The 25,335-nt window shown below is 63.5% G+C and carries 23 protein-coding genes; 13 read left to right on the forward strand and 10 right to left on the reverse strand.

The genetic code is table 11. The features are described 5' to 3' along the window. Positions 1 to 121 precede the first annotated feature (121 nt). On the forward strand, positions 122 to 1,294 hold the full coding sequence (locus ACFPFW_RS12050; RefSeq protein WP_114956070.1) for a GNAT family N-acetyltransferase: 1,173 nt from the start codon (positions 122 to 124) through the stop codon (positions 1,292 to 1,294). Between the two features lie 190 nt (positions 1,295 to 1,484). Then, positions 1,485 to 1,823, forward strand: a complete 339-nt coding sequence (locus ACFPFW_RS12055; RefSeq protein ID WP_162799608.1) for a PilZ domain-containing protein — start codon at positions 1,485 to 1,487, stop codon at positions 1,821 to 1,823. Between the two features lie 3 nt (positions 1,824 to 1,826). Here the strand turns inward: ACFPFW_RS12055 and ACFPFW_RS12060 are convergent, their stop codons facing one another. The 4 genes from ACFPFW_RS12060 to ACFPFW_RS12075 all read right to left on the reverse strand — a co-directional run bounded on the left by ACFPFW_RS12060 (position 1,827) and on the right by ACFPFW_RS12075 (position 5,689). Then, positions 1,827 to 2,888, reverse strand: coding sequence for an ABC transporter ATP-binding protein (locus ACFPFW_RS12060; protein ID WP_114956068.1), 1,062 nt, complete (start codon positions 2,886 to 2,888; stop codon positions 1,827 to 1,829). Positions 2,889 to 2,894: 6 nt separating this feature from the next. After that, positions 2,895 to 3,680 (reverse strand): ABC transporter permease, encoded by a 786-nt coding sequence (locus ACFPFW_RS12065; RefSeq protein WP_114956067.1) that lies wholly within the window; start codon positions 3,678 to 3,680, stop codon positions 2,895 to 2,897. Next, entirely contained in the window at positions 3,677 to 4,570 is an 894-nt protein-coding gene (locus ACFPFW_RS12070; RefSeq protein WP_114956066.1) for an ABC transporter permease, read from the reverse strand. Before ACFPFW_RS12070 ends, ACFPFW_RS12065 begins: the two co-directional genes overlap by 4 nt. Before the next feature lie 63 nt (positions 4,571 to 4,633). Next, positions 4,634 to 5,689 carry an ABC transporter substrate-binding protein gene (locus ACFPFW_RS12075; RefSeq protein ID WP_379771482.1) on the reverse strand — a complete coding sequence of 352 codons (1,056 nt, stop codon included), beginning with the start codon at positions 5,687 to 5,689 and terminating at the stop codon, positions 4,634 to 4,636. Positions 5,690 to 6,043: 354 nt separating this feature from the next. On the opposite strand from ACFPFW_RS12075, the gene moaA reads away from it, so the two are divergent. Next, positions 6,044 to 7,078, forward strand: a complete 1,035-nt coding sequence (moaA, locus tag ACFPFW_RS12080) for a GTP 3',8-cyclase MoaA (RefSeq protein ID WP_114956064.1) — start codon at positions 6,044 to 6,046, stop codon at positions 7,076 to 7,078. Positions 7,079 to 7,171: 93 nt separating this feature from the next. After that, positions 7,172 to 7,660: a YciE/YciF ferroxidase family protein gene (locus ACFPFW_RS12085; RefSeq protein WP_114956063.1), complete on the forward strand. Its 489-nt coding sequence runs from the start codon at positions 7,172 to 7,174 to the stop codon at positions 7,658 to 7,660. A gap of 77 nt (positions 7,661 to 7,737) precedes the next feature. On the opposite strand, the gene ACFPFW_RS12090 is transcribed toward ACFPFW_RS12085, so the two are convergent. The 3 genes from ACFPFW_RS12090 to ACFPFW_RS12100 are packed head-to-tail and all read right to left on the reverse strand — an operon-like array spanning position 7,738 to position 10,173. Next, on the reverse strand, positions 7,738 to 8,709 hold the full coding sequence (locus ACFPFW_RS12090) for a quinone oxidoreductase family protein (RefSeq protein WP_114956062.1): 972 nt from the start codon (positions 8,707 to 8,709) through the stop codon (positions 7,738 to 7,740). 8 nt (positions 8,710 to 8,717) lie between these two features. Then, on the reverse strand, positions 8,718 to 9,458 hold the full coding sequence (locus ACFPFW_RS12095; RefSeq protein ID WP_114956061.1) for a TerC family protein: 741 nt from the start codon (positions 9,456 to 9,458) through the stop codon (positions 8,718 to 8,720). 4 nt (positions 9,459 to 9,462) lie between these two features. Then, positions 9,463 to 10,173: a CDP-alcohol phosphatidyltransferase family protein gene (locus ACFPFW_RS12100; protein ID WP_114956060.1), complete on the reverse strand. Its 711-nt coding sequence runs from the start codon at positions 10,171 to 10,173 to the stop codon at positions 9,463 to 9,465. A 70-nt stretch (positions 10,174 to 10,243) separates the two neighbouring features. Between ACFPFW_RS12100 and ACFPFW_RS12105 the strand changes: the two genes are divergently transcribed. Together ACFPFW_RS12105 and ACFPFW_RS12110 are read left to right on the forward strand one after the other, a co-directional pair. Next, positions 10,244 to 11,419, forward strand: coding sequence for a UbiH/UbiF family hydroxylase (locus ACFPFW_RS12105; protein ID WP_114956059.1), 1,176 nt, complete (start codon positions 10,244 to 10,246; stop codon positions 11,417 to 11,419). 4 nt (positions 11,420 to 11,423) lie between these two features. After that, on the forward strand, positions 11,424 to 12,365 hold the full coding sequence (locus ACFPFW_RS12110; RefSeq protein WP_114956058.1) for a lysophospholipid acyltransferase family protein: 942 nt from the start codon (positions 11,424 to 11,426) through the stop codon (positions 12,363 to 12,365). A 57-nt stretch (positions 12,366 to 12,422) separates the two neighbouring features. Here the strand turns inward: ACFPFW_RS12110 and ACFPFW_RS12115 are convergent, their stop codons facing one another. Further along, complete coding sequence (locus tag ACFPFW_RS12115) at positions 12,423 to 13,274, reverse strand: invasion associated locus B family protein (RefSeq protein WP_162799607.1); 852 nt, start codon at positions 13,272 to 13,274, stop codon at positions 12,423 to 12,425. Positions 13,275 to 13,596: 322 nt separating this feature from the next. Here ACFPFW_RS12115 and ACFPFW_RS12120 point away from each other — a divergent pair, with 322 nt between their 5' ends. Both ACFPFW_RS12120 and ACFPFW_RS12125 read left to right on the forward strand, forming a co-directional pair. After that, the gene (locus tag ACFPFW_RS12120; RefSeq protein ID WP_114956056.1) at positions 13,597 to 15,303 is read left to right on the forward strand and encodes an extracellular solute-binding protein; all 1,707 of its coding nucleotides are present in this window, start codon (positions 13,597 to 13,599) and stop codon (positions 15,301 to 15,303) included. Positions 15,304 to 15,334: 31 nt separating this feature from the next. Then, complete coding sequence (locus ACFPFW_RS12125; RefSeq protein WP_114956055.1) at positions 15,335 to 16,876, forward strand: AMP-binding protein; 1,542 nt, start codon at positions 15,335 to 15,337, stop codon at positions 16,874 to 16,876. A gap of 3 nt (positions 16,877 to 16,879) precedes the next feature. On the opposite strand, the gene mfd is transcribed toward ACFPFW_RS12125, so the two are convergent. Next, positions 16,880 to 20,383, reverse strand: a complete 3,504-nt coding sequence (mfd, locus tag ACFPFW_RS12130; RefSeq protein WP_379770885.1) for a transcription-repair coupling factor — start codon at positions 20,381 to 20,383, stop codon at positions 16,880 to 16,882. After that, positions 20,380 to 20,688 (reverse strand): FAD assembly factor SdhE, encoded by a 309-nt coding sequence (locus tag ACFPFW_RS12135; RefSeq protein WP_114956194.1) that lies wholly within the window; start codon positions 20,686 to 20,688, stop codon positions 20,380 to 20,382. The genes mfd and ACFPFW_RS12135 overlap by 4 nt, the downstream gene beginning before the upstream one ends. A gap of 205 nt (positions 20,689 to 20,893) precedes the next feature. Between ACFPFW_RS12135 and recG the strand changes: the two genes are divergently transcribed. From recG to ACFPFW_RS12160, 5 genes are all read left to right on the forward strand, one after another. Beyond that, complete coding sequence (gene recG, locus ACFPFW_RS12140) at positions 20,894 to 22,987, forward strand: ATP-dependent DNA helicase RecG (RefSeq protein WP_114956053.1); 2,094 nt, start codon at positions 20,894 to 20,896, stop codon at positions 22,985 to 22,987. Between the two features lie 104 nt (positions 22,988 to 23,091). Further along, entirely contained in the window at positions 23,092 to 23,376 is a 285-nt protein-coding gene (locus ACFPFW_RS12145) for a sulfur globule protein precursor (protein WP_162799595.1), read from the forward strand. 164 nt (positions 23,377 to 23,540) lie between these two features. Further along, the gene (locus tag ACFPFW_RS12150; protein WP_379770890.1) at positions 23,541 to 23,822 is read left to right on the forward strand and encodes a sulfur globule protein precursor; all 282 of its coding nucleotides are present in this window, start codon (positions 23,541 to 23,543) and stop codon (positions 23,820 to 23,822) included. A gap of 272 nt (positions 23,823 to 24,094) precedes the next feature. After that, positions 24,095 to 24,664: a sigma-70 family RNA polymerase sigma factor gene (locus tag ACFPFW_RS12155; protein ID WP_114956051.1), complete on the forward strand. Its 570-nt coding sequence runs from the start codon at positions 24,095 to 24,097 to the stop codon at positions 24,662 to 24,664. After that, positions 24,664 to 25,335, forward strand: a complete 672-nt coding sequence (locus ACFPFW_RS12160) for a hypothetical protein (RefSeq protein WP_114956050.1) — start codon at positions 24,664 to 24,666, stop codon at positions 25,333 to 25,335. The genes ACFPFW_RS12155 and ACFPFW_RS12160 overlap by 1 nt, the downstream gene beginning before the upstream one ends.

Here is a 25,335-nt window from a genome sequence, read left to right on the forward strand (position 1 = left end):
ACAGAGTTCTCGTTTGGTTTACGACCTGGAGATTATATCTCTACGGTAAATCACCGTATCCATCAGATATTAAGATACGTCGCCTTTGATGAAAGTCATATGTTAGTTTCGGATCAGCACTATGCTTGACCTCAAGTGGACTGTTGCGCACTCGTTTAGCGAAGTCGAGAATGACTGGCGCGATCTAGAGAAACGCGCACTGATCACGCCGTTCCAACAATTCGACTGGCACAAGACCGTCACACTGTCCGCGAATACGGAGCGGGCATTTGTCGTCGTCCGCGACAAGAGCAATGTTCAGGCGATCTTCCCACTGATGATCCGGAAGTCTTTCGGCGTTCGCGTACTGCAATGGCACGGCGACGACTGGACCGACTATTTCCTGCCGGTGATCGAGAAGAACCTGTTCCGCACGCTGGCTCCGAACGACGTCGACGCGATCTGGAAGCGCCTTCGAAGCCTGACCGGCGATCCCTCGGCCACGCTTCTCTATCGCCAGCCGGCCCAGGTTAGCGGCGCACCCAATCCGTTCGCGCAGTGGTCGGCTCATTCCGAAGGAATGCCGGCCTTCGCTCTCAATCTCGGAACAGATTGGGAGACCTTTTATACCGCCATGCACAGCGGCGGCACGCGGCGCGGCCTGAAAGAAAAGCGCCGCAGGCTCGATGGAGAGGGCAACATCGAATTCGTCCGGTTCACCGAGCCGCAAGCGCTCCGTGAGAACCTGCACCGCATCTTCAAATGGAAATCCGACCAGCTGGACGCCCGCGGCGCGAACAATCCATTTGTCGATCCGCAGGAACGCGACTTGATCGTCTCCCGCATGCTGGCAGGCGGCGAGGTCTGGCACCTTTACGGGATTCAGCGTGACGGCCATACGATCGCGCTCAATCTGACGCTGGCGGGGCCGGTATCATGGCTGCTCTATCAGATGGCGCATGAGGAGGGGCCGCACACCAAGCACTCTCCCGGGCGGCTTCTGCTCAATCATGTGCTCGAACAGGCCACGATCGCTGGCACTCCGCTCTTCGACTTCTCGCGCGGCGAAGTCGGCGTGAAGAAGGAGATCTGCGATGTGGAGCTCGATCTCATCCGGACGATCAAGGCACATTCTCCGGCAGGTGTGCCGTTCGCCGCGTTCGAGGCGGCCAAGCTCCACGCGAAGCGGACCATCAAGCAATCGCCGAAGCTTCTCGATCTGGCCTTCCAGGCCAATCGCGCGCGCAAAAAGCTTTTTACGAAATCCAGCGAGGCGTTTGGCGTGACGACAGAGACCTCGACCAAGGCGCTCTGACCGGCGATGAAATCGAGGCCCTGGCCTTCGATTTCGGCATGGCTTCAATCCGTCTTCGAGGGAACTGAAGAAATTCGGGCGAGTCCCTAAACCGGCCGTTCACCAACGCCTTTCCGAGTACCCAAAACACTCTCGACAATGACATCTCTGCCCGCTTTGTTCGCACGAAACCAGTGCGGGGATGGGGCACATGGCAGGCGCGGTCGAACAACCGCAGAGACGGCGTTACGAGCGGGTTCCGATTTCCATCGAGGCCAATCTCCGCGTACCGAGGGCCCGGCCACTGGGATGCGTGGTGCGTGATGTTTCGCAGGAGGGTGCGCTGGTGCAGCTCCTGCGACCGGTGAGGCTGCCCCCGCAATTCGTCCTCGATATCGAAGGCAATCTGCCGGTGCGTCGTCTCTGCTCGCTGACCTGGCAGAACGAGGACATGGCCGGCATCAAGTTCGAGGCGGCGCCGATGACCGATCCTGCGGACGTCATCGACGTCTCGCCGGTCCCGAGCCACGCTTTGATCGCCCTGCCCTGATCCTCAGTCGCGGATCACGAGCAGGTCCGCGGCCATGAAGCGAAGTGTCACAGTCTCTCCGGCAACCGGAGGCGTCACGCCCGGGCTGTTGAACATATCGAACGAGATGACGTTACCGCCAACATCCATGCGGGTGCGGATGACCGAGCCCAGGAAGTGAGCGGACACCACCTGTCCGGTCAGTGCCGTATCGCTTTTGATCCCCTCGGACAGCGAACCGGCCTCTGGACGAAGCGCAAGGGAAACCTTGTCGCCGCCATTGTAGCTCGCGAGCGACTGCTTGAGCGTGATGTCCTGATCGCCGATGCGGATGCAGTTCGACGCCGGATCGATGACCTCGGCCTCGATCAGGTTCAGCGTGCCGACGAAGGACGCGACGAAGCGGGTCGCTGGCGTGTTGTAGATCTCGAACGGGGTGCCAATCTGGTCGGCCTTGCCGGCATTCATCACCACGATGCGGTCGGAAATCGACAGCGCCTCTTCCTGGTCGTGAGTGACGAAGACGGTGGTGATCCCGAGTTGACGCTGGATCGCGCGGATTTCCTCACGCAGCGACACGCGGATCTTGGCATCGAGCGCCGACAGCGGCTCGTCGAGAAGGAGCACCTGCGGTTTGACCGCGAGCGCGCGGGCAAGAGCCACGCGCTGCTGCTGTCCGCCCGACATCTGGTAGGGATAGCGATCGGCCAGATGGTCTAGTTTGATGAGACCGAGCATCTCCTTGACGCGGCTATCCGTCTCGGCCTTCGGAGCGCCCGCCACCTTCATGCCGAAGGCGACGTTGTCGTAGACGGTCATGTTCGGAAACAGCGCGTAAGCCTGGAACACCATGCCGATATTGCGCTGGTTCGGCTTCAGCGGACGCTGGTCCTTGCCGTTGATGTAAAGCGTGCCGCCAGTTGGCGTCTCGAAGCCCGCGATCATCCTCAGAACCGTGGTCTTGCCGCAGCCGGATGGGCCGAGGAAGGAGATAAACTCCCCCTTCTCGATGTTCATGTTGAAGTTCTGGACGACCTGAACCGGACCGAACGACTTCTGGATGTTGTTGAGCGCGAGAAAGGACATGGCCGGTTACCTTGCCGGGGCGCCCCTGCGGGCACCCGAGATGAGATTGAGAAGACCCATGCTGAGCCAGGTGATCGTGAAGGCGATCACGGCGAGCGCCGACGGCTCGTAGGCCTTGTTGGCGCCGACGAGCTGGAGATACGGACCGAACGCCGGACGGTTGAGCAGAGCGGCCATGGTGAATTCGCCCATGACGATCGCCAGCGTGATGAAGGCGCCCGAGAGAACGCCGCTCATCACGTTCGGGAAAATGCATTTGAACATGATCGTCGTCCAACTGGCGCCGAGGCTCTCCGCGGCCTCGGTCAGCACACGGACGTCGATCGCTCGCATGGCGGTGTCGACCGCCCTGTACACGTAGGGCAAGGACAGAGTGATGTAGGAGAAGACGAGCAGGATGTTCGTGCCCATCGCATTGCCGGTCAGCGGTAGGACGGACGAGGAATTGTACATCCTGAGATAGCCGAACACGATCACGATCGCCGGGATGACCAGCGGCAGCAGCGTGATGAACTCGACGATCGGCCGCATCCTCGGCACGCGCAGCCGAACCCAATAGGCGGTCGGCACGACGAGCAGCATGCCGAACACGATGGTCAGCAGCGCCATCAGCATGGAATAGCCGAAGGTCGCGCGGAACTGCGGATCGGTGAAGACCGACGCGTAGGCGTCGATACTGTATACGCCACGCCGCATGCGCAGCGAGAACTCCAGCGTGCCGAGCAGCGGGATGATGAAATAGCTCGCGCCGACGATGACGGCGATCCAGGCGCCGATACGTGAGCCCTTCATTTCTGCCACCGTTCGGCGCGCATGCGCAGCATGAGATAGAGGACGTTCGACACGCCGGTGATGACGATCATGCCGAGAGCGATCGCGTAGCCGAGGTTCGGATTGTGCAGGACGTCACCGCGGATCTGCGCGTAGAGCAGGATCGGCACGATGTTCAGCGAGCTGCCGGTCAGCGCATAGGCGGTGGCGATGGCGCCGAATGCGTTCGCGAAGAGCAGCAGCGTCGTACCGAGCAGGCTCGGCCACAGGATGGGGAACGCGACCATGGTCCAGTACTGGAAGTTGGTCGCTCCGAGGATTTCAGACGCCTCCCGCCATTCCTTCTTCATGCCGTCCAGCGCAGGCGTCAGGATCAGGACCATCAGCGGGATCTGGAAGTACATGTAGGTGATGGTCAGGCCGAAGAAGCTCAGCAGGTTGAAGCCGGTGCCGTAGAGGCTGAAGCCGAACCAGCCGCGCAGGAAGATCGTGACGAGGCCCGTGCGGCCGAGCGTGGCGAGGAAGGCGAAGGCGAGCGGCACGCCAGCGAAGTTTGAGGCGACGCCGGAGAAGGTCAGCAGCGTCGACCGCACCCAGTTCGGCAGGCCGCCGAGCACCACCGCCCAGGCCAGGAAGAAGCCAATCAGCGCTCCGCCGAGCGAGGAGGCGAGCGATACTTTGATGCTGATCCAGTACGCGCTCATGATCGAGGGCGTGAACAGATCGGCGATGTTCTGGAAGGTGAACTCTCCCTCGGGCGTGAAGAACGCGCCGGTGACGAGGTAGAGCGTCGGAATGATCAGGAAGAGCAGCGAGAAGATGATGAAGGGCGCCATGCCCAGCCAGTCGATAACCGTGTCCTTTTTGATCAATGGTGCTGTGCTGGCTGCGGGAGCAGAAACGGCGGTCATGCTGGGATATTCCGGACGTCAAAAATGGCCTCTCCGCGTTGGGCGGAGAGGCCTTGATCGAGCTTACTTGACGTTGGCGCCGACGGTGCTGTCCCACTTCGTGGTGATCGCCGTCTTGCCCTTGTCCTGTTCCTCGAGCGTCGGGAACACGGCCTTGGCGTAGAGGTTGGCCGGCGGCAGCTTGTCGAGGAGCTCCTTCGGCACCTTGCCGTTCTTGGCGAGGTCGTTGAAGCGGATCGGGTGGCAATAGCCCTTGAGCCACAGGATCTGTCCCTCGTCCGAGTACAGATGCTCCATCCAAAGCTTGGCGGCGTTCGGATGCGGCGCATAGGCAGAGATCGCCTGGACGTAGACGCCGGCGACGACGCCCGACTGCGGGACGACGACTTCGACCGGCGGATTGCCCTTCAAGCTGTCCTTCCAGGAGAGGCCGTTATAGTCCCAGGCGACGACGATGGGGGTCGAGCCCTGGGCGAGCGAGGCCGACTTGCCGATGACCGGAACGAGATTGCCGGCGTTGTTGAGTTCGGCGAAATACTTGAGACCGGCTTCGCCGATCTTTGCCGCGTCCATTTCACCAGCCGCCACGCCGGCGGCGTAGACAGCCTGGACGGCCTGGTTCGAGGCGCGCGGGTCACCGGCGAGCGACACACTGTTGGCGAACTCGGACTTCTTCAGATCGGCCCAGTCCTTCGGGACGTTCTTGACGATGTCCGTGTTCACGACGAACGACAGAACGCCGTAATAGTCGCCGTACCAATAGCCTTCCGGATCCTTGGCGCTGTCCGGCATCGAGGCCCAGGTCGACACCTTGTACGGCTGCAGCAGGCCTTCTTTCTTGGCCGACGGGCCGAAGGAGAGACCGACGTCGATAACGTCGGGAGCCTGCGGGCCCGTATTGCCCTTGTTCGCCTTGATCGCTTCGATCTCGTCGCCCGAACCCGCATCCGGGTTGAGCTCGTTTACTTCGAGGCCGTACTTCGCCTTGAAGGTGGAGATCACCTCTGCATAGCCGCACCAATTGTGCGGAAGGGCGATCGTGGTGAGCGTGCCTTCCTTCTTGGCGGCGGCGATGAGTTCAGCGCTCGGCTCGGCGGCGACGATCGTCGAGGACGCCATCACCAGGGCGGCAGAAATGGAAAGCAGTCGAGAAAGCTTGGAGGTCACTGTGGTTCTCCTTAAGGGCAGTGTCCGGCGCAAGCAGTTACTGGCCTCGGATGAACCTCGTGTGACGGTCCGGCGACCGGATTTATTGTTTGTTTTTAGCCACTTACGAAAATGACGACACATGATGGGGCCAGATTGGGTCCCATTTGACGGAGCCCTCCCCGTGCTCCTTATACTTTCGTTGCGCATCTTTTCGCGTCTGTTCCACCCCAAATTTTGCTGATTTCGAGCGCCTGAATGAAAGACAGAATGGCGGGATAGAAAGCACCGATTGCAAGGCGAAGAAATCCACCATACATCCCTCATATGACAGCGCTCTCCACCCCCGGCGAAACCGCGCGCTATAGCCCGCTGATCGACCCGTTCCACCGCGAGATCACCTACCTGCGGGTTTCGGTGACGGACCGTTGCGACCTCCGCTGCGTGTACTGCATGGCGGAGGACATGACTTTCCTGCCGAAGCGCGATCTGCTGACGCTGGAAGAACTGGACCGTCTTTGCTCGGCGTTCATCGCGCGCGGCGTCCGCAAACTCCGTCTCACCGGCGGCGAGCCGCTCGTCCGTCGCGATCTGATGACGCTGATCCGCAGTCTGTCCCGGCATCTGGAGTCCGGCGCGCTCGAGGAGTTGACGCTCACCACCAACGGCACGCAGCTCGCGCGCTATGCCGCGGAATTGGCGGCAGCAGGCGTGAAGCGCATCAACGTATCCGTCGACACGCTCGATCCGGTGAAGTTCCGCGCCATCACGCGTCGCGGCGATCTCGCCCAGGTTCTGGACGGCATCTCCGCCGCCCGTTCGGCCGGCCTCAAGGTCAAGATCAACGCCGTCGCCCTGAAGGACGGCAACGAGGACGAGCTCGAGCGCATGCTCGAATGGGCGCACGGCTTCGGTATGGACCTAACTCTGATCGAGACCATGCCGCTCGGCGATATCGACGGCGATCGAACCGATCAGTATTTGCCGCTATCGACGGTCCGTGCCCGGCTCGAACGCCATTACACGCTGACCGATCTTCCGGATCGGACCGGGGGCCCAGCCCGCTATGTGCGGGTGGCCGAAACCGGCGGCCGCCTGGGCTTCATCACTCCCCTCACCCACAATTTCTGCGAAAGCTGCAATCGCGTCAGGGTGACCTGCACGGGCACTCTCTTCATGTGCCTCGGCCAGGAAGACGCCGCCGATCTTCGCCTGCCGCTTCGCGCGTCCGAGAGCGATGAAGCCCTTCACGCAGCCATCGAGGCTGGCATCGCGCGCAAGCCGAAGGGCCATGATTTCGTAATCGACCGGCAGCACAAGCGCCCGGCCGTTTCGCGCCACATGTCCGTTACCGGCGGCTGAGCCGCGCGGCATTTATTCTCTTCGTTGTTGATCGGCCGGAACTCCGGACAGCCCGGCACGTTCTCGGGCTGGGATCAAACGCGGAGAACGCCAATGGCCGTCAAGACGATGGAGGACCTGTTCCTCCACACACTGAAGGATGTCTACCACGCCGAGAAGCAAGTGCTTAGGGCATTGCCGAAAATGGCAAAAAAGGCCGCGACGCCGCAGCTCAAGGATGCCTTCGAGACGCATCGCACCGAAACCGAGGGTCAGGTCGAACGTCTCGAACAGGTCTTCGAAATGCTCGGCAAGCGCGCCCAGGGCAAGCCCTGCGCGGCGATGGAAGGCCTCGTCGAGGAGAGCAAGGAAGCGATGGAAGAGATCGAGGACAAGCAGGTCCTCGACGCAGCCCTTCTCTCCGATGCGCAAGCAGTCGAGCATTACGAGATTTCGCGCTACGGCACGCTCGTCGCCTGGGCCAACCAGCTCGGCATGAAGGACGCGTCCAGACTTCTCGAACAGACGCTCGTGGAAGAGAAGAAGACCGACCAGCTTCTCTCCAAGATCGCACTCAGCGGCCTCAACCAGAAGGCCGCCTGACGGTAGCCGCCGACCGGCTGGCTTCGGCCCGCCAAGGCGAAGAAGGGCCCGCCTCGACGAGGCGGGCCCTTGCTCATTCAGGGGATTAGGATCGTCGAGCCGGTCGTTCCGCGGCTCTCCAGCGCACGATGGGCATCCGCGGCATCCTTCAGGGCGAAGCGCGCTCCGATCGGGATCTCGACCGCGCCGCTCTTCACAACGTCGAACAGATCGTTCGCCGTTTCGATCAGGTCTTCACGCTTCGCGGTGTAGCCGAACAAAGTCGGCCGGGTCATGAACAGGGATCCCTTCTGCGCGAGAAGCGAGGGATTGAAGTCGGTCACCGCGCCGGAGGAATTGCCGAACAGCACATACAGGCCGAGCGGCTTCAGGCAATCGAGAGACCCTTTCCAGGTCTGCTGGCCGACCGAGTCATAAACGACGTCGCACTTCGCTCCGCCAGTTATCTCGGCGACGCGCTGCACGAAGTCCTCAGTGCGATAGAGGATCGTGTGGTCGACGCCGTTCTTTTTTGCCAGCTTCGCCTTCTCCTCTGAACCGACGGTTCCGATCACCGTCGCGCCGAGATGCTTGGCCCATTGCGTGGCGATCGAACCGACGCCGCCAGATGCCGCGTGGAACAGGATCGTGTGCTCCGGCCCGACCTTGAAGGTGCGGCGCAGGAGATAACGCGCGGTCATCCCTTTCAGCATCATCGCCGCCGCTGTCTCGTCCGAAATGCCGTCCGGTACTTTCACGAAGACGGCGGCCGGCGCAGTCAGCTCGGTCGCGTAGGAACCCGACAGCGTGGCGGAAGCGACGTGATCCCCGACCCGAAAGTCGGTGACACCCTCCCCCACTTCCTCGACGACGCCAGCCGCTTCCTTGCCGGCGATGAACGGCGTATCGGATGCGTAGAGGCCTGTGCGGAAATAGACATCGATGAAATTTACGCCGATGGCGGTCGTCCTGATCCGGATCTCGCTCGGTCCTGGAGGTCTGCTCCCGATCGTCTCGTAAGTCAGGACCTCGGGTCCGCCCAACTTGTGAACACGTACTGCCTCGACCATGGTTCCCCTCATCGCGCCGGCTTTGGCTTCCTCCGGCGCTCCCTGCGTCCCCGGGCGATCACGTTCAACATCTCGACCAGAGCGGAGAACGCCATCGCGGAATAGATATATCCGCGCGGTACATAGATACCGAACCCGTCGACGACAAGCGCGACGCCGATCAGCATCAGGAAGCTGAGCGCCAGCATCCGCGTCGTCGGATGCTTCGAGATGAAATCGGTGACAGGGCCGGCGGCGAAATACATCAGTGCGATCGCAATGACGACGGCCGCGATCATGATCTCGATATGCTGTGCCATGCCGATGGCTGTGATGATCGAGTCGATCGAAAACACGGCATCAATCGCGACGATCTGCAGGATCAGCATGCCGAAGGCGGCCTCCGAGACCTTGCCATGCTGCTCCTCGTCCATACCCTCGATGCCGCCGTGAATCTCCAGCGTGCTCTTCACCAGCAGGAAGCCGCCACCTGCGACCAGGATGATGTCGCGAAGCGAGAATCCCTGGCCGAACAGTTCGAACAGCGGTTCGGTCGACTTCATCAGCCAGGCTAGCGCGCTGAGCAGGACGATCCGGAAGATCAGAGCCAGCGCCAGGCCGATCTGACGCGCCCGCTTTGCCTTCGCCGCCGGCAGCCGAGAGGTGAGCACCCCAAGGAAGACGATGTTGTCGATTCCGAGCACGATCTCCATCGCGGTTAGGGTGACGAGCGCGGCCCAGGCTTCGGGCGACATCAGGAGATCGAACATCTTCTCAGTCCTGCGATTTGGGGCGGAATAGGCCGAAGAGCAGGAAATACGCTCCAACGACCAGCAATCCGAGAACTACGGGGCCGGGCGGGTCGAGGTTCCAGAACAACGCCGCGACAGCGAGCACCGTCCCTGCGCCGAGCATGAGCAGCGTCAACAATTTGAGCCGGACGACCCGCATCGGATGAACGAATGCGATCGGCGCGAATGTCAGCCCCGAGAACAGGATGACGAGACCGAACGTGATCCATGGCTCCGGCTTCAGCAGAAAGGCGAAGAAGGCGAACAGGTTCCAGACGGCCGGGAAACCGCGAAAATACCAGTCGTCGGTTTTCATCCGGACATCGGCGAAATAGAGCGCCGCCGTCAGGCAGATCGCCCCGGCCGCGACCGTGCCCCAGCCGAGTGGAAAAAGGCCGGCCTGGAACATCGCCAATGCCGGGACGAGAACATAGGTGACGTAGTCGACCACGAGGTCGAGAGTATCGCCCGAGATCGCGATGGCCGTTTCCTTCACATTGGCCCTGCGGGCGAATGTTCCGTCGATCCCATCCACGAAAAGCGCGATGCCGAGCCAGATGAACATCTCGACGAAGCGATGGTCGATCGCGGCCAGAAGGGCGAGAAATCCCAGCACCGCGCCGCTGGCGGTCAGTGCATGGACCGAATAGCCGGCGAACTTCAAACGCAACGGAACGGGAATCTGCGGCTCCATGGCGCGAACCTAGCATTGTTCCCGCGGCCGGGAATCCCTATTCAGTGAGAAGCTGAACCCAGGAGTTTCGGTGGAAACCGAGCGCAATCACGTCATCGTCGTGGGTGGAGGCCCGGCCGGCCTCGTCGCCGCCGCTTTGCTTGCGCGCGCTGGAGTGCCGACGACCCTGATTGCCGGTCCCGCGCCGAAGGACACGCGCACCACGGCCCTGATGCAGGGCTCGCTTCGCATCCTTACCCGGCTCGGCCTCTGGCCTCGCTTGGCCCCGCAGACAGGAGCACTGAAGAAGCTCCGCATCGTCGATGCGACCGACCGGCTGATCCACGCTCCCGAAGTACTCTTTGACGCGGCGGAACTGGGCTTCACCTCTTTCGGCCACAACATCGAGAACAGCGTCCTCGTCACCGCTTTGCGTGAAACCGCCGAAGCGCTCCCAGCCCTGACGATCAGGAACGAAATGGTCGCGTCGGTGCGGTCGGACGACGATCGGGCGATCGTCTCATTGCAGAGCGGCGAAAAGATTGCGGGCGCGTTGATCGTCGGCGCCGATGGCCGGAACTCGATCTGCCGTCGAGCCGCGGGCATTTCGGCGAAGACGCGCGATTACCCGCAGGCCGCGCTCACGCTCAATGTCCGCCACACACGTCCGCACCATGACGTCTCGACCGAGTTCCACACCACAGGTGGTCCGCTCACGCTCGTTCCGCTCCCGGGAAACCGGTCCAGCGTCGTCCTGGTCGACACACCGGCGACGGTGGAGCGATTGAGCGAGCTCGACGACGCCGCGGTCGGACGGGAGCTGCAGCAGCGCACCCACGGCATTTTGGGCAACATCACTCCCGACTCGCCGCGCGGCAAACGTCCCCTCTCCTCGCTGGTCGCCAATCGCTTCGCGGCACGGCGCATCGCCCTCGTCGGCGAGGCCGCCCATGTTCTGCCGCCGATCGGCGCACAGGGGCTCAATCTCGGAGTTCGCGACGCGGCAGCCATCGCCGATTTCGTCGTCGTCGCGAGTGACCGGCATGGAGATATCGGCGGCTCCGATCTCATCGGGGCCTATGATCGTGCCCGGTCCGCCGATGTCAGGCCGCGCTCGGCCTTTGTCGACGTTCTCAATCGCTCGCTGATGTCAGAGTTCCTGCCGGCTCAGATCGGGCGTGCCGCCGGGCTATGCGCGCTCGGCGCGATCCCGCCCTTGCGCCGGGCGATCATGCGCCAGGGCATCGCCGCCAGAGCGGACGTCTAGACCAATGGCGAAACCTCGGAAGCAGAAGAGCGCCCGCGCGCGCGATTTGCAGTTCGCCGTCGAATACGGACTGCTGCGGGGCCTCGAGCAATTCTTCCGGCTGCTTGGACCCGACATCGGTTCAGCGGTCAGTGGCAAGCTCTGGCGCTGGTTCGCGCCCCTCAATCGCCGGCACGAGGCAGCACTCCGTCATCTCGCGGTGGCGTTCCCCGACCTCGACGAGACGCAACGCCTCGAGATTGCAGGCGATGTCTGGGAAAATCTCGGCCGGACATTTGCTGAGGGCCTGATGATCGACCGCGTGATGTCCGATCCATGCCGGATCGAATTCCCGACCACAGGTCTGGTCGAAGAGCTGCGCAAGAGCGGCGGTCGGTTTGTCGTGACCTCCCTTCACTGCGCCAATTGGGAGCTCGCCGCTGCGGCCTTCACGCGCGCCGGCTTTCCGATCGGGGGCATCTACCAGAAGGTCAACAACCCGCTGGTCGACCGCTGGGTCGTCGGGGTCCGCACGCCCTATTATCCCGGCGGGCTTTTCGTGAAGGGCCAGGCCGCAGCCAGGCGCCTGCTCGCATGGGGCAAGGGCGGCAATCCGCCCGGCGTCCTGGCCGATCAGCGCATTGGCGACGGCATTATGGTCCCCTTCTTTGGCCATCCCGCGCCGTCGACGCCCCTGCCCGCCTTCCTGGCGATGTCGCTGGATTATCCGCTGGTCGGCGCACGGGTGGTCCGGCTGAAGGGGTGCCGATTCCGCGTGGAAATCGAGCCCATTCCGGTCGCCGATAGCGGCGACCGGGCCGCGGACATCGCGGCGACCACCGCGACGGTTCAGGCGACCTTCGAACGCTGGATCCGGGAATATCCGGGCCAGTGGATGTGGGCGCATCGGCGTTGGACCTCGAAAGGCCCGCCCGCTGATTTCCCACCCAACCTCCTGCCGAAATGAAAAACGCGCGGCCCGATGGACCGCGCGTCTGTTCCGAGAATTGACCGTTTCGGGGTCTTACTGGGTCTTGACCGGTTCGCCCGGAGCCGGCTGAGCCGCAGCGGCCGGAACACCGTCCTGCAGCTTCTTGCGCTGCTCCTCGGCGCGCTTCATCAGCTCGCTCTGAAGCTTGTTCTGACCTTCCTCGAAGCTCTTCCGCTTCTCCTCATAGACCTTCGGGTCGAGCGACGGACCGTCATACGAGGAGCTGAAGCCGGCGAGCGAGGCCTTGGCGCCGACCCATTGTCCCTGCGCGTTAGCGGCAAAGAACGTCAGCATCGAACCCTTGCGGATGGCGGCGAGCGTCTCGTCGGTGACCTGGACTTCGGCCAGGCAGACGTTCTGGTAGCACACGCGATAACGGCCGGTGATCGGCTGCTTGGCGTCGTCGATGACGAGGTTGACCCCCGGCGGGATCAGGAAGCCCGGGGGAATGAGCGCCTCAATGATGCGCTTCGATTCCTTGTCACGCTTGACGTCCAGCAGGCGGATCTCACCGACCACGTTGCCGGCGTCAGCCTGGATGTAGCTCGAAACCGAGCAGAGTTCGGTCTTCTGCTTGTCGTCCTTGCCGCAGACTTTCATCCATTCCGGCTTCGGGCCGTTGTTGGCGGGCACCGCAGCGCCCATCGCCGCGCTGACCGGCGGGAGGTTCGGGGCAGCGGTTGGAGCAGCAGCCGCCGGCTTCGGCGCCGCTGGCTTCGGAGCCGCCGGCTTAGGCGCGGCGGGCTTGGGGGCGGCGGCCGGCGGGGCTGCCGACGGCGGCGGTACAAGCGACGGCGCCTGGGCGAAAGCCACGGCCGGCATCAGAGCGAGTGTCACTCCGACTGCCGCGATCTGCGCGGACGTGCGGAAAGTGCAGTTCATCATTCGGTGTTCCCCCAGTAACGGAGCAATCTCTCGCGAGGTTTGACGGTGCAATGTCGGGCGCTGATTGGTCCGCTGTCTCGCGGCGAAATACGGCATCAGCGTGACCGAAGACAAGCTGTTTCAGGGATTAACAGGCAGCTTTGCTATCGCAAGCGCTTACCGAGCTTGCGTGACCCGTATGATACACTTCAAAGCGCGCGAATCATGATCGGGAATTTGCTTGCGTTCAGTCTGTGGATTTCTCTTTTGGCTAGGCTTCACGGCTCTGCTCGGAATCCCTAGCTCCGCCGCGCCATCCGCGGAGCCGAGGCACGGCATTGCCATGCATGGCGAACCGGCGCTGCCCTCTGATTTCAGTGCCCTCTCCTATGTCCGGCCGGATGCCCCGCAAGGCGGACGCATCACCTACGGCGTGCTCGGCACCTTCGACAGCCTGAATCCCTTCATCGTCCGCGGGACGGCCCCTCAGCAGGCGATCGGCAACAACGTCATCGAACCGCTGATGGCCCGCTCTTACAACGAGCCCTTCACACTCTACGGCCTGCTCGCCGAGAGCATAGCCACGCCGGACGACCGGAGCTTCGTCGAGTTCCGGCTGAATCCGAAGGCGCGATTCTCCGACGGCCAGCCCGTGACGCCCGAAGACGTCGTCTTTTCCTGGCAATTGTTGCGCGATCACGGCCGGCCCAATCATCGGACTTACTACAGCAAGGTCTCGAAGGCGGAGATCATCGACGAGCGGACGATCCGTTTCGACATCTCCAGGTCCGGCGATCGCGAGCTTCCCCTGATCCTCGGCCTGATGCCGATCCTGCCGAAGCACGCGACCAATCCCGAGACGTTCGAAAACGGCGGCCTGGAGCCGTTGGTCGGTTCCGGCCCCTACGTGATTTCGCAGGTAGACGCAGGTCGCAGCTTCACTCTCAGCCGCAACCCCGACTATTGGGGCAACGGCCTGCCGACGACACGAGGCTGGGGCAATTACGGCGAGATCCGCTATGATTTCTATCGCGACGCCAATACCTTGCTGGAGGCGTTTCGGCGCGGCCTATACGACATCCGCGTCGAAACCGACCCGGCGACATGGCTGACGGGCTATGACGAGCAGGCCGTCCGCGACGGCCGACTGGTCAAGGACGAGATCGTGAGCGGCGCGCCGAAACCGATCAGCGCATTCGTCTTCAATACGAGACGGCCGATCTTCCAGGATGTCCGGGTGCGCGAGGCCCTCGAAATCCTGTTCGATGCCGAATGGGCAAACACCAATCTCTATCATGGCCTTCTGGCCAGAACCGGCAGCTACTTCCACGGCTCCGAATTGTCGGCGCTGCGGCGGCCGGCCAGCGAAGCCGAACGCGCGTTGCTGGCGCCGTTCCCCAACGTCGTTCGAGACGACATCCTCGAAGGCGCGTGGAAGCCTCCTGTCACCGACGGCTCCGGCAGGGATCGCGATCAGCTCCGGACTGCGCTGACGCTGCTGCGTTCGGCCGGCTGGCAGCTCGCCGACGGAACGCTGAAGAACGAGCGCGGCGAGCCGTTTCGGTTCGAGCTCCTGATCCGCACCAAGGAGCAGGAGCGCATTGCGATCGCCTATGCCCGCGACCTCGGCCGGGCCGGCATCCAAGCCGACATCCGGCTGGTCGACGCAGTGCAATTCGACAGCCGGCTGCTATCCTATGATTTCGACATGACGCAGTACGCCTGGGACAGTTCGCTCTCTCCGGGCAACGAGCAGGCGTTCTATTGGGGCTCGTCGGCGGCCGATGCTCCCGGCACCCGAAACTACATGGGGACCAAACAGCCCGCGATCGATGCGATGATCTCCACCATCACCGCAGCGCGCAGCCGCGATGATCTCGTGACGGCGACGCGCGCTCTCGACCGCGTTCTACTGTCGGGATTCTATGTAATTCCGCTTTTTCACCAGCCAAAGAAGTGGATTGCCCGCTGGTCCCATATCGGACGGCCGCAAATCACTCCACTCTACGGGGCGATTCCCGAGGTCTGGTGGCGGGAGTTGGGGCAATGACGATCGCGTCACACGCCGGGGGGCGTTTCGGATGATCTTGAAGCGACACCGTTCGCTTGCTGCGGGCGACAGTTTTGGCGAGGACGTAACGCTCGACAGCCTGCTTGCGCGGCTGGCCACGACGCGACCTGACGCCCGCGCGGTCGTCGACCCGGCCGACCGTCCCGTATTCACCGACGGTGCGCCGCGCCGCCTGACCTGGGCAGCGCTCGACCGCGAGGTGGAGAAGCTTTCGCGTGCTCTCCGTTCGCTCGACCTTGGCCGCGACGCCGTCATCGCCCTGCAGATGCCGAACACGGTCGAGCAGATCGTCTCCTTCCTCGCCATCCTGCGAGCGGGATACGTGGTGACCCCGATCCCGCTCGCATGGCGCCAACGCGAGATCGGACAGGCTTTCAGCCGACTCGGCGTGAAAGCTGTCCTGACAACCTCGCGCAGCGGCAGCATGCGTCCTGGCGAAGTCCTCTGCCACGCCGCTTTCGAAGCCTTCTCGGTGCGCTTCATCCTTGCCTACGGCCGGAACGTGCCGGACGGTGTCGTGCCGATCGAGGAGCAGATCGACGAGTTCGCCTCCGAGGAATTCGAGAAGCTTCCCGACCGTGCCGGGAAACCCGGCCAGCATCTCGCCGCGATCACCTGGGATGCCGTCGCCGGTGGCTTCGTTCCAGTGCCGCGCGCTCATTGCGATCTCCTGGCGGCCGGCCTTGGTTATATTCTCGAAGCCGGTATCGGTGGCGCCGACGTCATCGCGACCACGATGTTCGGGACGAGCCTTGCCGGCATGGCGACCGGCCTGATCGCCAGCCTGCTTTCCGGTGCGCCACTCGTCCTTCACCAGCCCTTCAGCTCTCGCGCGCTCGCAGGCGCTTTGGCCACCGAAGGCGCGACCCATGTCGTGCTGCCGGGCGCGCTCGTCGCCGGCATGGCCCGAGCCGGCCGCCTGCCGACCCGCCCTACCCGTACCGTATCTGCCGTCTGGCGGACCGGGGAACGGCCGAGCAAGATCACGATCGCATCCGGCGGCCCGATCCTGACCGACGTGATCACGTTCGGCGAAATCGGTCTCATCGCCGCTCGCCGCGAGGCCGACGGCCGGCCTCAGCCCATCCCACACGGCGCAGTGCGTCTCCAGCGCACGACCCCTTTGGGTCGGGCGATGATCGAAACCAAGGTCTCAAACCAGGGTCGGCTCGTCCTGCGCGGCGCCATGACGCCGGCGGCGAACCTACCCGCCGCAACCGGGGCGCCGACGCTCAACATCGACTTCGATGGATGGGTCGATACGGGCCTTCCGGCGGCGCTGCATGATGGCGACATCCGCGTCGGATCGGTGCGCAACGGCGTGGTCCGCATCGGCGGGCTGGCATTCCCACGGCGCGCGACGGAAGACTATCTCGGCATCGCGGCAACAGAAGCCGGCACCGAAGCGCAGTTCCAGCACGACCCGGTGTTCGGCGAAGCGGTCCAGACCGAGGGCGGCGCCAAGTTGCTGGCATCGACGCTGGATATGCGCGGCGCCTCGCCCGCGCTCTATCCGCGGCCGGAATCCTCCAGCCGTGCCCAGGTAGCCTAAGCTCTAAGCCGCCTTCTTGCTCGCCTCGGCGATCATGGCGATCTGGCGCATCAGGCCAGTCGTGCCTTTCAGTCGCTGCTCTGGCGTCGCCCAGTCGCGCTTGAAGACCAGCTTGAAGTCCGGGCGCAGCTTCACGTCCCGCTCCTTCGAGAGCCACGCGATCAGGCCGTCCGGATTGCCGAAGCTGTTGTCGCGGAAGGCGATGACCACGCCCTTCGGGCCTGCATCGATCTTCTCAACATTCGCCTTCCGGCACAGCGCCTTGATGCCGACGATCTTGAGCAGATGCTCGACCTCCGGCGGACGCGGTCCGAAGCGGTCGGCCAGCTCCACGCCGAACGCCGCGATGTCCGCATCGTCGCTGATCCCGGCGAGACGGCGATAAAGGCCGAGCCTGAGTTCCAGATCCTCGACATAGGTCTCGGGAATGAGCACCGGCGTGCCGATCGCGATCGTCGGCGACCATTGCTCGTCGATGACCTCGCCGCCCTCCTTGAGCGCGGCCACCGCCTCCTCCAGCATCTGCTGATAGAGCTCGTAGCCAACCTCCCGGATATGACCCGACTGTTCGTCGCCGAGCAGATTGCCGGCGCCGCGGATGTCGAGGTCGTGCGAGGCGAGCTGGAAGCCAGCGCCAAGGCTGTCCAGCGATTGCAGCACTTTCAGCCGCTTCTCGGCATTGGCCGTCAGCGCCTTGTTCACCGGCGTGGTCAGGATCGCATAGGCGCGGGTCTTCGCCCGGCCGACGCGGCCGCGAAGCTGGTAGAGCTGGGCCAGGCCGAACATATCGGCGCGATGGACGATCAGCGTATTGGCGTTCGGGATGTCGAGGCCGGACTCGACGATCGTGGTCGAGACCAGCACGTCGTACTGTCCCTCATAGAACGCGGTCATCACGTCCTCGAGTTCGGTCGCCGCCATCTGGCCGTGACCGACTGCGAACTTCACCTCCGGCACCTGAGTCCGCAGGAATTCGGTGATGGTCGCGATGTCCTCGATACGCGGGCAGACATAGAAGCTCTGGCCGCCGCGATAGCGCTCCCGAAGCAATGCCTCTCGAACGACAAGCGGATCGAATGGAGCGACATATGTACGAACGGCGAGGCGGTCGACCGGAGGCGTCGCAATGATCGACAGCTCGCGCACGCCCGTCAGTGCGAGCTGCAAGGTGCGCGGAATCGGCGTCGCGGTCAGAGTGAGCACATGCACCTCGGCGCGCATCTGCTTCAGCCGTTCCTTATGGGAGACGCCGAAATGCTGCTCCTCGTCGACGATGACGAGACCGAGATCCCTGAAGGTAACGCCCTTGGCCAGCAGGGCGTGGGTGCCGACCACCACGTCGACATCGCCCGATGCGATGCCCTCCTTCGTCTTCTTCATCTCGGCAGAACCCACGAAGCGCGAAGCCTGAGCCACCTTCAGGGGAAAACCGCGGAACCGTTCCGCGAAGTTCCGATAGTGCTGACGAGCGAGCAGCGTGGTCGGCACGACGACCGCGACCTGCTTCCCGTTCATGGCCGCCACGAAGGCGGCGCGTAGCGCGACCTCGGTCTTGCCGAAGCCGACGTCGCCGCAGACCAGTCGATCCATCGGCTTCCCGGCCGCGAGATCGTCGAGCACGGCATCGATCGCGTTCTGCTGGTCTTCGGTCTCCTCGAACGGGAAACGGGCCGCGAACTCCTCGTACATGCCGTCCGCGAGATTGAGCCGCTGCGCCTCGCGCATCGCCCGCTGCGCGGCGACCTTGATCAGCTCGCCGGCCATTTCGCGGATGCGCTGCTTCAGCTTGGCCTTGCGGTTCTGCCACCCGGCGCCGCCCAGGCGATCGAGCTGGACGTCGGTGTCCTCGGAACCGTAGCGAGACAGCAGCTCAATGTTCTCGACCGGCAGATAGAGCTTGGCGTCGCCGGCATAGATGATCTCAAGGCAGTCATGCGGCGCGCCGGCCGCCTGGATCGCTTTCAGATCCATGAAACGGCCGATCCCATGATCGACATGGACGACGATATCGCCCGCCGACAGACCCGTGACTTCCGTGAGAAAGTCGGCGGCCCGTCGCGCTTTCTTGCGGCCGCGGATCAGGCGGTCGCCGACAATGTCCTGTTCGCCGACGACGGCGAGGTCCGGCGTCTCGAAGCCTGTTTCGAGGCCGAGAACAGCGAGACCCACATGGTCCTTGGCGAGCTTCTGCGCCTCGGCCCAGCTCGCGACTTCTTTCTGGTCTTCGAGGCCGTGATCGTGAAGGACATGGCTCAGGCGCTCGCGTGCACCCTCCGACCAGGCGGCGACGACGACGCGTTTTCCGGCTTCGTGAAGCTCGTTGATATGCTTCGCCGCCGCGTCGAAGACATTGGCGTTCTCGTCGGCGCGTTCGGGAGCGAAATTGCGACCGGGACGCCCGCCCGCGTCCACGATCTGGACGCCTTCCCTGGCTTCCGCCTCGAACGGATAGAAGCGAGCCAGGCCGCTCTTGCCGAGGACGTCCTTGAACTCCTTCGGCGACAGATAGAGCTTGTCCGGCTTGAGCGGATGATACGGCGCACCACCGGCCTGCTCGTCGAGGCCGCTCTTGCGGGCCTCGTAATAGTCCGCGACGTGTGCCAGGCGCTGGGAAGCCGCGTCCTCGACCAGATGGTCCAGCACGACCACCGCGCCTGGGAGATGGTCGAACAGGGTCTCCAGTCCGTCGTGGAATAGCGGCAGCCAGTGCTCGACGCCCGGATAGCGACGGCCTTCGCTCACGGCTTCATAGAGCGCATCGCCGCGGTGCGGCGCTCCGAAGTCGGCGATATAGGCCTGCCGGAAACGGCGCATCGTCTCCTGCGTCAGCAGAACCTCGCTGACCGGGACGAGGTCGAGCGCCTTCATCTGGCTGGTCGAACGCTGCGTCTCGGGATCGAACGGCCGGATCGATTCCAGCGTGTCGCCGAAGAAGTCGAGGCGGACCGGCGCAGGATGTCCCGGCGGGTAGAGATCGAGGATACCGCCGCGCACCGCATATTCGCCGGTATCGCGAACGGTCGAGGCGCGCAGGAAGCCGTTGGTCTCCAGCCACTGAACGAGACCGTTGAGATCGACGGCGTTGCCCGGCGCGACAGAAAGGCTCTGCGCCGCGATCTGCTTCCTGCTGGTCACGCGCTGAACCACCGCGTTCGCCGTCGTCAGCACGACGCGGGGCTTGTCACCCTGCTTGGTGCGGGCCAGGCGGGCGAGCGTCGTCATCCGCTGCGCCGAGATGGCGGCATTCGGAGAGGCGCGGTCATAGGGCAGCACGTCCCAGGACGGGAAGGTCAGCGTGTCGATGTCCGGCGCGAAGAAGGCGAGTTCGCGCTCCATCGCATGCATGCGGGTGCGCTCGCGAGCGACATAGGCGATCGCGGCCGGCGCGTTGCGGTCGTTCCGCGCGAGCGCCCGCGCCAGATCGGCGAGCACCATGGCGTCGAAGCCATCCGGCGTATGGGTAAAGATCAGCTGCCCGCCACGCGCGAGCACATCGGCCTGCTTCACGTCAAATCCTGTCCACCCGGCCCAGCCGGCACTCCATGAAACGCCCTGATGCGGCGAAACAGTTCGGTATCGTATTCGGCGGGTACCGGCATCTGGCCGGCGACCCATAGGAAAAGCTCGGTATCGCCCGCGTCGAGGATCCGCTCGAACTCATCGAGTTCGGTGTCGCTCATCCGGTCAATCCACTCATCGGTGAATCGGCCGAAGATGAAATCCATCTCCCGCGTACCGCGATGCCAGGCTCGGTAAAGCACGCGGCGTCGGCGCGGGTTCAATTCAGCGGTGGTGCGGGTGGTTCCGGTCACGAGAGAAGGCTTTATGTAGTTGAGAGCCGCGCCGCAACAAGCGTGTTCCTTGGTGTCTCGGGGCGGCGAAGCCGAGCCCGAGACCCATACCCCGCAGCATCTCGGCTCGCCAGACAAGGGCTATGGTTTCCGGGCTCGGCTTCGCCGCCCCGGAAAACGCGCAACTCTTGAACCCTGACCTACAAGCAGGCACCGTCCGCTTTCCATGCGTCCCCCTGCCCTCAATCCGTTGTTCTCGCCCGTCGAAACCCTTCAGGGGTTCGGCGAAAAGAGCGCGCTTCCCCTCAAGCGGCTTCTCGGGGACGAGCCGCGCGTCCTCGACGTCCTGTTCCATCTGCCGAGCGGCATCGTCGATCGCCGCATGCGCCCGAAGATCGCCGATGCGGTGCCCGGCGGGACGGTCACGCTCGAAGTCACGGTCGAGGAAATCCACGCCCCCCCGCGCAACCGCCCGAAGGCTCCGACCCGCATCGTCGTCACCGACGGCACCGGCTGGGTCACGCTCGTCTTCTTCGGAGCCAACAAGAACTACGTCGAGCGCCAGCTTCCGATCGGGGCGAAGCGCTGGATATCGGGACGGCTCGAACAATACGACGGCATGCTGCAGATGGTGCATCCCGAGCGGATCGTCGATGAAGCCGGCCTGTCGAAGCTCCCGCTGGTCGAGCCGGTCTATCCTCTGACCGAAGGTGTCACACAGGGATTGATATCTCGCGCGGCCCGAGCAGCCGCCGAACGGATTCCCGATCTCGCCGAATGGCAGGATCCATCGGTCGTCGCCGGCCGCGGCTGGCCGAGGTTCCGCGAAGCCCTGCGCCATCTCCATCTGCCGCTCCAGCCGGAGGACGCGGCGCCGGAAAGCCCGAGCCGTCATCGTCTGGCCTATGACGAATTGCTGTCCGGCCAGCTCGCGCTCGGTCTGGTCCGCCGTCACATGCGCCACCAGCACGGGCGCTCGAGCGCCGGTGACGGGCGCATCGTGACGAAACTCGAAGCCGCTTTGCCGTTTGCATTGACCGGCTCCCAGGTTCGCGCCGTTCACGACATTCGTGGCGATCTGGCCAAACCCGAGCGCATGCTGCGCCTCCTCCAGGGTGACGTCGGCTCGGGCAAGACCGTCGTCGCCCTGCTGGCGATGGCGACCGTAGTCGAGGCCGGCCGTCAGGCGGCGATGATGGCGCCGACGGAAATCCTCGCACGGCAGCATCTCAAGACAATCAAGCCGCTCGCCGAGGCGGCCGGCCTTCGCGTCGCCATCCTGACCGCCCGCGAGAAGGGTCGAGAACGTGAGGCGATCCTCGCCAACGTCGCGGCGGGCGACGTGGATATCCTGGTTGGCACTCATGCCCTGTTCCAGGAGATCGTCGCCTTCAAGGACCTCGCCTTCGCGGTCGTCGACGAACAGCATCGTTTCGGCGTCCATCAGCGGCTGGCACTCGCGGCCAAGGGCGAAGCCGTCGACGTATTGGTGATGACGGCAACGCCGATCCCCCGCACTTTGGTCCTCACATATTTCGGCGACATGGAAGTCTCGGCGCTTCATGAAAAGCCGGCCGGCCGGAAGCCGATCGACACCCGCGTGGTTTCGAGCGAGCGCGTGGACGAAGTCATCGCCGGTCTGCACCGCGCTCTCGAAACCGGGTCCCGCGTCTACTGGGTCTGCCCGCTCGTCTCGGAGTCGGACCTCGTCGACGCGGCGGCAGCCGAGGAACGTTATATCCAGCTATCGATGGAGTTTCCGGGCCAGGTCGCTCTGGTCCACGGCAAGATGCGTGGCGCCGAAAAGGATTCCGTGATGGCTGGATTCGCGTCCGGACAGACCCGCATCCTGGTTGCAACGACGGTCATCGAGGTCGGCGTCGACGTGCCCGAGGCCAATATCATGGTCATCGAACACGCCGAACGTTTCGGCCTCGCACAGCTCCATCAGCTCCGGGGCCGCGTCGGGCGTGGCGATGCGAAGTCGACCTGCGTTCTCGTCTACAAGCCTCCGCTCGGCGAGACGGCCGAGAAGCGCCTCAAGATTCTCCGCGAAACCGAGGACGGTTTCCGTATCGCAGAGGAAGACCTTCGCCTGCGTGGTGAAGGCGAGGTGCTCGGCACCCGCCAGAGCGGCCTGCCCGGAACGCGGCTCGCCAATGTCGAGATTTACGGCGAGCTTCTGGAGACCGCCCGCAAGGAAGCGGTCATGCTTCTGGACCGCGATCCGCACCTGACCGGCCCGCGCGGTCCGGCGCTGCGCACCCTGCTCTATCTGTTCGAACGCGAGGAGGCCGCACGCCTCCTGAGTGCGGGTTGATTCTTTTTTCAAAATCGAATGAACCGGTTTCGCGAGCCCCACGACGAATGGTCATCGAGGCCGAATATCCCGGCTTAAACGGGCGGCCTCACCAAGTTGAAGGGATGACCATTATGCTTCGCAAGATCGTTCTTGGCTTTGCTGCGGCTGCGGCGCTCGGTGCCTCCGCCCTCGTTCCCACCGCGGCCTCGGCCGGCGGCGTCAGCATCGGCTTCGGTGGTTTCGGGGTCGGTTTCCACGGCCATCACAGCCACCATGGCCATCACGGCTATTACTCGCCGGGTGTGGTCGTGATCGGCGGCCCGACCTGCTACTGGAAGAAGGTCAAGGTCTACAATCCGGGTCCCGGCCCGGACTGGTACTGGACCAAGAAGAAGATCTGCTACTGAGCAGATGTGAGGCGCCCTCCGGGGCGCCTTTTTCTTTCCTGTTCATCCGTTCCAGGCATCGTTTTTCTTATACTTTTGTCGAACCAACCCTCTCCTCAGGACGACCAATCAGCATAGGGACCGGATCACCCCTCCTGGTCTCCTGATTACCAGAGGAAGATCATATGCTTCGCAAATCAATGCTCACTTTGTCGGCGGCCGCAGCTCTCGGCGCGATGGCCCTGTCCCCCACGATCGCTTCCGCCAAGGGCGGCCATCACGGCGGCGGGCATCACGGCGGTCATCATGGCCACCATGGTCATCACGGCGGTCATTTCGGCTTCAAGTTCCACGGACCGTACTACAGCAGCTACGGCCCGAGCTGCTGGTGGAAGAAGGTGAAGGTCTACAATCCGGGCCCCGGTCCGGACTGGTACTGGACCAAGAAGAAGGTCTGCAGCTACTGAGCCGCAGACCAGGGGGCGCTCTTCGGAGCGCCCCTTCTCTTGCGAGTCAGCGAAACTGCGTTCTGCGGAAGGTAAGGGTCAGAACCCCCATCCGGGCGTCGGATTGGGTCTGGACCACAAAAAAGATCTGCGATTAAACGAAAAGCCGGCGAAAACCGGCTTTTCGCTTTTGTTTCCGTCTCGAAACGCCCACGAAATAAATCTTCGTTACGACCCCGGTCGTCTTGAACCTCTGGACATCCTTCCGCGACCCATAAACGAGCAGGTACGAAGTGGCTGCAAACACGGCAACGCCCGATGATGTTCTGATCGGCCGCATTGCGGCAGGCGACAAACTGGCGATGCAGGTGCTGTTCGCGCGGCACCATGTGCGGGTTTACCGCTTCGTACTCAGGCTCGTTCGTAATGAGGCAAATGCGGAGGACTTGATCAGCGAGGTATTCTTGGACGTCTGGCGTCAGGCCGGGCGGTTCGAGGGACGATCCAGCGTTTCGACCTGGCTTCTCTCGATCGCACGTTTCAAGGCGCTAAGTTCGCTTCGGAAGAAGACCGATGCCGAACTCGACGAGGAAGTCGCCGAATCCATAGAGGACGACGGCGACAGCCCCGAAGTGACGATCCAGAAGAAGGACAAGGCAAGCGCCATTCGTGAGTGCTTGAACCACTTGTCCACGGAACACCGTGAGATCGTGGATCTCGTCTACTACCACGAGAAGAGCGTGGAAGAGGCGAGCCAAATCCTCGGAATTCCGGAGAACACCGTGAAGACGCGCCTGTTCTATGCGCGCAAGCGGTTGTCCGACCTGCTCAAGACCGCCGGCATCGACCGAGGATGGCCGTGATGACGAAGTTGGAAGACAAGGCTGAAATCTCGCTGCTCCTCCCCTGGTATGCGGCAGGCACACTGAGCGAGGCCGAGAACCGCCGCGTCGCGGCCGCGATCGAGGCCGATCCGGAGCTCGCCCGGCGTTTCGAGGACGTGCGGCTGGAAGCCTCCGAAAATCTCCTGCTCAACGAGAGCCTCGGCGCTCCCTCCCGCAGCGCGGCCGACAAGCTGTTCGCCGCGATCGATGCCGAGGAAGCCGCCAATCCGCGTGCGTACAAGCCGAAGTTCAGCCTGAGCGCCTGGCTCTCCGAGATCAAGGCCGCGCTGTCGCCGAAGACTCTCGGTTTCGCAGCCGCCGCCGCGATCGCGATCATCGCGGTCCAGACCGGCGTCATCGTGTCGGAGCGTTCCGGAGGCGCCGTTTACGAAACCGCGACCGCTCCGGCTTCGCTGTCCGAAGGACGGCAGGTTCTGGTAAGCTTCAAACCCCAGGCCACTGTCGGCGAGATCGATGCCCTGCTCCGCGACGTCGGTGGCACCATCATCGAAGCCCCGTTCGAAGGCGGCCTGTACAAGGTGCGTATCGGCCCGGCCGATCTCGACCAGGCCGGTTTCGACCGTGTGATCGACACCATGCGTCAGAGGCCGGCGGTGAGCTTCGTCGCTCCGGCTTCGCCCGCATCCTGA

The organism is Flaviflagellibacter deserti (assembly GCF_042652085.1).
Classification (GTDB): Bacteria; Pseudomonadota; Alphaproteobacteria; order Rhizobiales; family Methylopilaceae; genus Flaviflagellibacter; species Flaviflagellibacter deserti.